The sequence below is a fragment of the Planktothrix sp. PCC 11201 genome (assembly GCF_900009135.1).
Classification (GTDB): domain Bacteria; phylum Cyanobacteriota; class Cyanobacteriia; order Cyanobacteriales; family Microcoleaceae; genus Planktothrix.
Genome location: NZ_LT797700.1, coordinates 22,042 through 30,140 on the forward strand (window position 1 = coordinate 22,042; position 8,099 = coordinate 30,140).

At 46.2% G+C, this 8,099-nt stretch carries 5 protein-coding genes; all 5 read left to right on the plus strand.

The genetic code is table 11. The features are described from left to right. Positions 1–11 precede the first annotated feature (11 nt). Positions 12–2,420, plus strand: a complete 2,409-nt coding sequence (locus PL11201_RS09655) for a phosphoketolase family protein (RefSeq protein WP_079678383.1) — start codon at positions 12–14, stop codon at positions 2,418–2,420. A gap of 571 nt (positions 2,421–2,991) precedes the next feature. Beyond that, positions 2,992–4,437 (plus strand): family 2B encapsulin nanocompartment shell protein, encoded by a 1,446-nt coding sequence (locus PL11201_RS09660; RefSeq protein ID WP_079678384.1) that lies wholly within the window; start codon positions 2,992–2,994, stop codon positions 4,435–4,437. Next, positions 4,424–6,292 carry a cysteine desulfurase gene (locus PL11201_RS09665; protein WP_144017717.1) on the plus strand — a complete coding sequence of 623 codons (1,869 nt, stop codon included), beginning with the start codon at positions 4,424–4,426 and terminating at the stop codon, positions 6,290–6,292. Before PL11201_RS09660 ends, PL11201_RS09665 begins: the two co-directional genes overlap by 14 nt. 376 nt (positions 6,293–6,668) lie before the next feature. Beyond that, positions 6,669–7,391, plus strand: coding sequence for a serine O-acetyltransferase (gene cysE, locus PL11201_RS09670; RefSeq protein ID WP_234996661.1), 723 nt, complete (start codon positions 6,669–6,671; stop codon positions 7,389–7,391). Between the two features lie 51 nt (positions 7,392–7,442). After that, positions 7,443–7,940, plus strand: a complete 498-nt coding sequence (locus tag PL11201_RS09675; RefSeq protein ID WP_079678387.1) for a DUF1269 domain-containing protein — start codon at positions 7,443–7,445, stop codon at positions 7,938–7,940. Positions 7,941–8,099 lie beyond the last annotated feature (159 nt).

Below are 8,099 nucleotides of genomic sequence, written 5' to 3' on the forward strand. Positions count from 1 at the left end.
AGTCAGGACTTATGGTATCTGCACCAGATAGACCCATTGAGACGAGTAACTCCTTGAGTGAGGACGAACTGCGTAAGATTGATGCCTACTGGCGAGCTTGTAATTACCTAGCCGTGGGCATGATTTATCTACGGGAAAATCCCTTGTTACAAGAACCGCTAAAACCCTCAGATGTCAAACATCGGTTATTAGGACATTGGGGTTCGAGTCCCGGGTTGAGCTTTATCTACATTCACCTCAACCGACTGATTAAAAAGTATGACCTGGATGTGATTTATCTAGCTGGCCCTGGTCATGGTGCGCCCGGAGTCCTGGCTCCAGTTTACCTAGAAGGAACCTACTCAGAAATTTACCCCAATATTAGCGAAGACGCCGAGGGGATGCAAAAATTCTTCAAACAATTTTCGTTTCCCGGCGGTATTGGCAGCCACTGTACCCCGGAAACCCCCGGTTCCATCCATGAAGGGGGAGAGTTAGGCTATAGTTTATCCCACGCCTACGGTTCTGTGTTCGATAACCCCGATTTAATCTCCGTTTGCGTGGTGGGAGACGGAGAAGCGGAAACCGGAGCCTTAGCCACCGCTTGGCATTCTAACAAATTTCTCAACCCGATTCGGGATGGGGCGGTGTTACCCGTTCTGCATTTGAATGGCTACAAAATCGCCAACCCCACGATTTTATCGCGGATTAGCCATGAAGAATTAGAAGCCCTGTTTAAAGGCTATGGCTATAAACCCTATTTTGTCGAAGGGTCAGACCCCGCCTTGATGCACCAAAAAATGGCCGATATCCTGGAAACAGCCATTGCTGAAATTAAAGCCATTCAAGCCGAAGCTCGGTCAACGGGAGTGGCTAAACGTCCCCTGTGGCCGATGATTGTCTTCCGCAGTCCCAAGGGCTGGACAGGCCCGGCATCGGTTGATGGTCATAAAGTAGAAGGGTTCTGGCGGGCGCACCAAGTCCCGATGGCCGATGTTACCACCAACCCGCCCCATCTCCAGGTGTTGGAAGATTGGATGCGGAGTTATAAATCCGAAGAACTGTTTGATGAAAATGGCCGTTTAATTCCTGAACTAAAAGCCTTGGCCCCCCAGGGTACAAAGCGAATGAGTGCCAGTCCCCATGCGAACGGGGGTGTGCTGCGCAAAGACCTGCGGTTGCCTGATTTTCGGAACTATGGTGTGCCTGTGGAATATCCGGGTAAGTCCGGGGTGGAAAATACCAAACCCCTAGGACAATTCCTGCGGGATGTGATGCGGAATAATCTGCAAAATTTCCGCGTATTTGGCCCTGACGAAACAGCCTCTAATCGTTTAAATGCGATATATGAGGTTAGTAAAAAAACTTGGCTAGGGGATTTTTTACCAGAGGATTTAGATGGCGGTGAACTGGCAACCGATGGCCGGGTAATGGAAATTCTGAGTGAGCATACCTTAGAAGGCTGGTTAGAAGGGTATTTACTCACCGGACGCCATGGATTTTTCCATACCTATGAAGCCTTTGCCCACGTCATTGATTCCATGTTCAATCAACACGCGAAATGGTTGGATATTTGTAAAAATGAAGTGTCTTGGCGAGCGCCAATTTCTTCTTTGAATCTACTGTTATCTTCAACGGTTTGGCGTCAAGATCATAACGGGTTTAGTCATCAAGACCCGGGATTTTTAGATGTGGTAACAAATAAAAGTGCCAGTGTCACCCGGATTTATTTACCCCCCGATGCTAACTGTTTATTATCCGTTGCCGATCATTGTTTAAAGAGTACCAATTATATCAATGTGATTGTGGCGGATAAACAGAAACATCTACAATTTTTAACCATGGATGAAGCCATTAAACATTGTACCAAAGGGATTGGAATTTGGGAATGGGCCAGCAGTGATGACTGTGGAAAAGATCCTGATATTCCTGATGTAATTATGGCCGGTTGCGGGGATGTGGCAACGATGGAATCTCTCGCAGCTACGGCAATTTTACGCGAAGAAATTCCAGATCTAAAAGTTCGGTTTGTCAACGTTGTCGATTTATTTAAGTTACAACCGGATACGGAACATCCCCACGGTTTATCCGACCGAGATTTTGATAGTTTGTTTACCACAGATAAACCGATTATCTTTAATTTCCATGGCTATCCTTGGTTAATTCACAAGTTAGCCTATCGTCGGAAAAATCATGCTAATCTGCACGTTAGAGGGTACAAAGAGAAGGGGAATATCAATACTCCCTTGGAGTTAGCTATTAATAACCAAGTTGACCGTTTTAATCTGGTTATAGATGTGATTGACCGGGTTCCTAAATTGGGTTCGGCGGCGGCTTATGTCCGAGAAAGAATGAAAAATGCGATCATTGAAAATGTCAATTATGCCCATGAACATGGCATTGACAAAGATGAAATTGTTGACTGGAAATGGCCGTTTTAACTTGATAGGGGTCAGGCAATAGGGAATGGGCAATGGGCAATAGTCAGGAGGGGAACAGGCTATTGTCCATGCCCTTTTACAGTTCTTAACAATCATCTAAGTAAACTCGCCTCAGTTACAGCCTTAAATGACAGAAAACTGAATTTTTGAACTAACCCTTAATAAAATCTCGATAAATTATATATTTATTAATAATAGAGATATTGCTTAATCAAAATAATCATAATCCGATGGGAATGAAGTAAAAAGTTGGGAAGGATACACTAGATTTATTTAATCAGGGTAAAACCCGTATAATTAGTCAGTTTTTACTGCCAAAAAGCCTATTTAGCAAGGCTTTGCATTCCTCGATACAATCGTAATTTTTTTTAATATTATATTTCAAATAAAAGCTATGAATGGTTTGATTTTTATTAATAGATAATTATGATGATTAATTTAGATTATTTGCTATAAGCTGTTAGTTGTCAGAAAAAACAATAAAGAGTTTCCGAACAAAAACACACCTGTAAACATCAAGTTTTAGGCAGATTTTTGGAAACTTTTGTTACTCAAAAAACAGTCACTTATTATGGTAACAATCAAAACGAACGAAACCCGTCAGGGGCGAAGCATCGATACAAAAGCCGCCCGCAATCTAGCAATTACCACCAATACCGTGCCTCAAATGGCCGGAATTACTCCTCGGTGGCTATTACATTTTCTGCCTTGGGTGCAAGTGCAATCGGGAACCTACCGGGTGAATCGCACCAAAGTTGTGCTTAAACCCACCCCCAAAGTTCGCGTCATTAATAATAACGGACATTCGAGTATTTCCCCTGAAGAATTGCGAACCATTCCAATGTTATCCGTCCTCGATCCTTCAGACGCAGCGACGATCGCTAACCGTTTTCAAAGCGAAGCCTTTGATATCGATCAAACCATTATCCAACAGGGTCAACCTGGGGAAAAATTCTATATCGTTGTTCAGGGGAAATTAGAAGTTTCCACCTCCGGTGATGAAGGCGAAAACCTGCGAATTGCGGTTCTGAGTGCCGGAGACTACTTTGGAGCAGTGGGTTTAGCCCCGGAAGTGATCAGTAATTCCACGATCCGCACGATCACTCCTTGCCGTTTACTGGCCCTTTCCAAACCCGCCCTAGACGAAATTCTCAGTCAGTCCCCAGAAATTCGGCCAACGCTGCAAAAAGCCCTAGAAGAACAAACTCGGTTAAAATCCGTGGTTAATCTCTATGGCGAAGAAAAAATTCCGGTGGCCTCCGATTATCAAGGAGAAATCGAATTACCCGCTTCCTATATTGACTATGAAATCGAGCCGCGAGAATACGATCTGAGCCTTCTCCAGAATATCCTGCGGGTTCATACCCATGTCACCGACATTTATAATGAACCCATCGACCAACTGCGGGAACAAATTCGCCTCACTGTCGAGAATTTAAAAGAGCGTCAAGAATGGGAAATCATCAATAACCCCAACTTTGGCCTACTCAACTCCATTTCCCCCCTAATGCGGATTCAACCTCGCTATGATGTTCCGACTCCCGATGACCTGGATGAGTTGTTAGCACGGGTTTGGAAAAAACCCTCTTTCTTCCTGGCCCATCCCCGGGCGATCGCAGCCTTTGGGCGGGAATGCACTCGTCGGGGTGTACCACCGGTGAGTATTAATTTATTCGGATCGCCCTTCCTGACCTGGCGAGGTGTGCCCTTAGTTCCCTGCGACAAATTAGAAGTTAAAAGCTATAACGGCAACCAACAAGGCCCCGGGAAAACCAGTATTCTGTTAGTGCGAGTCGGTGAAAAAGAACAAGGCGTAGTCGGTTTGCATAAAATCGGCATTCCGGGTGAACAACTCCCTAGCCTGTCCGTGCGGTTTATGGGGATTGACTCCCAATCCTTAGCCTCTTACCTCCTGACCTTATATTTCTCCTGCGCGGTCTTAACCGACGATGCGGTGGCCGTTCTGGAAAACGTCGAAGTGGGATACTATCATGAGTACGAATATGCCAGGGTCTAAGGGCGAAAACCTCGATTATTTGCCCGAAACCACCGAGGGGAATCCGCCGTTTGACCTCCTCAGTGTGGCGACGTTGGCAAATCAGTTTTATACCGCTTTACCCATTGAAAACAATATTGCCCCTGTAACTCCGTCTCAGTCGGCAATTCTCACCCATCCCCCTTTGCCACAACCGGAAAGCCGGGGGGTGGATGCCAGTGGTGTGCTGTTCCTGGGAAGTGGTGCGCCGAGCCAAGTTGTGAGTGAAGAGGCCTTAACCCAGATAGCAAAACAGTTTGCAGCGGCTCTATTACCGACGGAACTCGCAGCCAGTCTCAAACAAGCCTTTGCCCCACCGGAACCCGTCGGATTTGAAGCAACGCAAAACCGGGAACTTGATATTCATTCTGAAGCCTTCCATCCGGTGCCAAAAGAGTTTTTAACTGAGATTCCGTCCTTGTCGGCGATCGCACAACCCGATCCTGGTATTCCTGCTCCTCCCAGGACACAATCCCTCGCACCGTTCAGCGATTTGGATTTAAAACAGGTATTTACGGAGATTAAATCTCAGGATAGTCTGCCTCCTGCCCAGGAACCATCTCAGCCATCCTTCTACTTTCTATCGACTCCAACGGTAGATAACCTAGGCTTAGAATCAGGGGAAATCTTTGACGTGCAGGCAATTCGCCAAGACTTTCCCATCTTGCACCAGAACGTCAACGGTAAACCCCTGATCTGGATGGACAACGCGGCTACTACTCAAAAGCCCCAAAGCGTTATTGATAGTTTATCGCGGTTCTATCAGCGAGACAACTCCAATATTCACCGCGCCGCCCATACCCTAGCAGCCCGGGCAACGGATGCCTATGAAGCCGCCCGAGAGAAGGTACAACGGTTTTTAGGAGCGGGTTCTGCCTCGGAGATTATCTTTGCTAGAGGAACAACCGAAGCGATCAATTTAGTAGCTCAAACCTATGGTCGCAAATACATTGGCAAAGGAGATGAAATTCTGCTTTCCACCCTAGAACATCACGCCAATATTGTCCCCTGGCAGATGTTAGCCCAGGAAACCGGAGCCGTGATCAAAGTAATTCCGGTCAGTGATAGTGGTGAAATCTTGTTGGAAGAATACGCTCAGCTTCTCACTCCTCGGACTCGCTTAGTGGGAATTACCCAGGTATCTAACGCCTTGGGAACCATTCTCCCCGTGCGGGAAATGACGGAAGTTGCTCACCGCCATGGGGTTCGGGTGTTGGTAGATGGCGCTCAAGCCGTGTCCCATACCCCGGTGAACGTTCAAGACTTGAATTGTGACTTTTATACCCTTTCCGGTCATAAACTGTTTGCACCGACGGGTATTGGGGCGATCTATATCAAACGGGAAATCCTCGAAGATCTTCCTCCTTGGCAGGGCGGTGGCAGTATGATTCGCAGTGTCACCTTTGAGAAAACGGTCTACAGCGACCCTCCGGCTAAATTTGAAGCGGGAACTCCCAATATTGCGGATGCGGTGGGACTCGGGGCGGCAATTGATTATATTAGCCGTCTGGGAATGCACAATATCGAACGGTATGAACACAAACTCACCTGTTATGCCACAAAACGCCTAGGGGAAATTCCGGGTTTGCGTCAAATCGGTACGGCCCCCCATAAAGTCAGTGTACTATCGTTTATCCTCGATGATATTCCCGTGGAACAGGTGGGGCAACGCCTCGCCCAAGAAGGAATTGCGGTGCGGGCAGGTCACCATTGCGCCCAACCCACCATGCAACGCTATGGTTTAACGGGTACAGTTCGACCGTCCCTCGCCTTCTATAACACTTTTGCAGAAATTGACACTCTGATAGATGTCTTACGCACCATCCGTTTTCGTTGACATTAATTAATATAGAGACGTGCCAACAGCAAGTGATCGGCATCGCTGCGCCCTTGACACGTCTAACCACTGATAACTGATTATTGGTACGGGCGGGTTCTTTTAGATATGAGTTAATCATCTAAATCTCGATGAACCCGCCCCTACAAATGTTACGGGCGGGTTCTTTTAGATATGAGTTAATCATCTAAATCTTGATGAACCCGCCCCTACAACTGATTACTGATTAAACGCCATGTCTAACCGTAGTTTGTCGAACCATCATCAGGCCCCGGCTGAAGTTGCTCAAAGCAATCAGAATAGCCCAAATTTTGATAATTCCTCTTTACCGGAAAACCGTTTTCACCCCGAAAGCACTAATTTTTTCCGAGTATTAATGACGGATTTACAAACAATTTACCAACGAGATCCCGCCGCTCGCAATTGGCTAGAGGTACTGTTTTGTTATCCTGGATTACAAGCGATTTGGTGGCATCGAATTGCTCACCGATTACATCGCTGGGGAGTTCCATTTTTGCCCCGTTTTCTGTCTCAACTTAGCCGTTGGTTTACGGGTATTGAAATTCATCCCGGGGCTAAGATGGGAAAAGGAGTTTTTATTGATCACGGTATGGGAGTTGTGATCGGCGAAACCGCTATTGTCGGAGATTATGCCCTGATTTATCAGGGGGTAACTTTGGGTGGCACGGGGAAGGAAAAAGGCAAACGACATCCGACTTTAGGTGATCATGTTATGGTGGGGGCAGGTGCTAAATTATTAGGCAATCTCTATATCGGTGATCATGTTCGCATTGGTGCGGGCTCGGTGGTGTTGCGGGATGTTCCCAGTCATTGTACCGTTGTAGGTATTCCCGGGCGGATTACCCGCAATGCTAAGGAAACTGAGGATTTACAATTATCCGACCGTTTACCCGATCCTGAAGCTATGGTGATTCGGAATTTGTTTGAACGAATTAAAATCTTAGAACAGGAATTGTCAAGTTTAAAGGCTTTAAGCCCGATTGCTGAAATTGATAATAGTCAAGAAGAAGATGAAGCGATCGCTAGTTTTGATATTAACGAAGTCATTGAGGAATTTCTGAATGGGGCGGGGATTTAGTTAATAATTTTGTGGTAGGATTCTAAGGACAAATTTTATGATTGATCTACCATGAGTGATTTAATTGCGATCGCCTACGACGACGAATACAAAGCCGAAGAAGTCCGTATGACTTTGATTAAATTACAAAAAGAACATTTAATCGAATTAGAAGACGCGGCGGTGATCGTCAAAAATGCTGAAGGAAAAATTAAACTCAACCAAGCCATTGATTTAACCACTGCGGGTGCAGTCAGTGGCGGGTTTTGGGGTTTATTAATTGGAACCTTATTCCTTAGCCCCTTGTTAGGTGCCGCCGTGGGAGCCGCTGCTGGAGCCGCCAGTGGCGCCTTAAGTGATATTGGGGTCGATGATAAATTCATGAAATCCCTTGGGGAAACCTTACAACCGAGAACCTCTGCCCTCTTTGTATTAGTGCGGAAAGTCACCCCCGATAAAGTCTTAGAAGAAATCGCCCCCTATGGTGGAACGGTGTTAAGAACTTCTTTAACTAAAGATGAAGAAGCTCAATTACAAGAAGTTCTGAGTACCCGAGGAGTAACGGTTTAACTGAAGATGGGGAATTACGAATTACGAATTACGAATTACGAATAGGTAATGGGTAATGGGTAATGGGTAATTACGAATGGGTTTTGGGTGATATTCAGCGAGCGAGGACGCTCGCACTGCTTGGTGATCCCCCTACCCCCCCTACCTCCCCTACCCCCC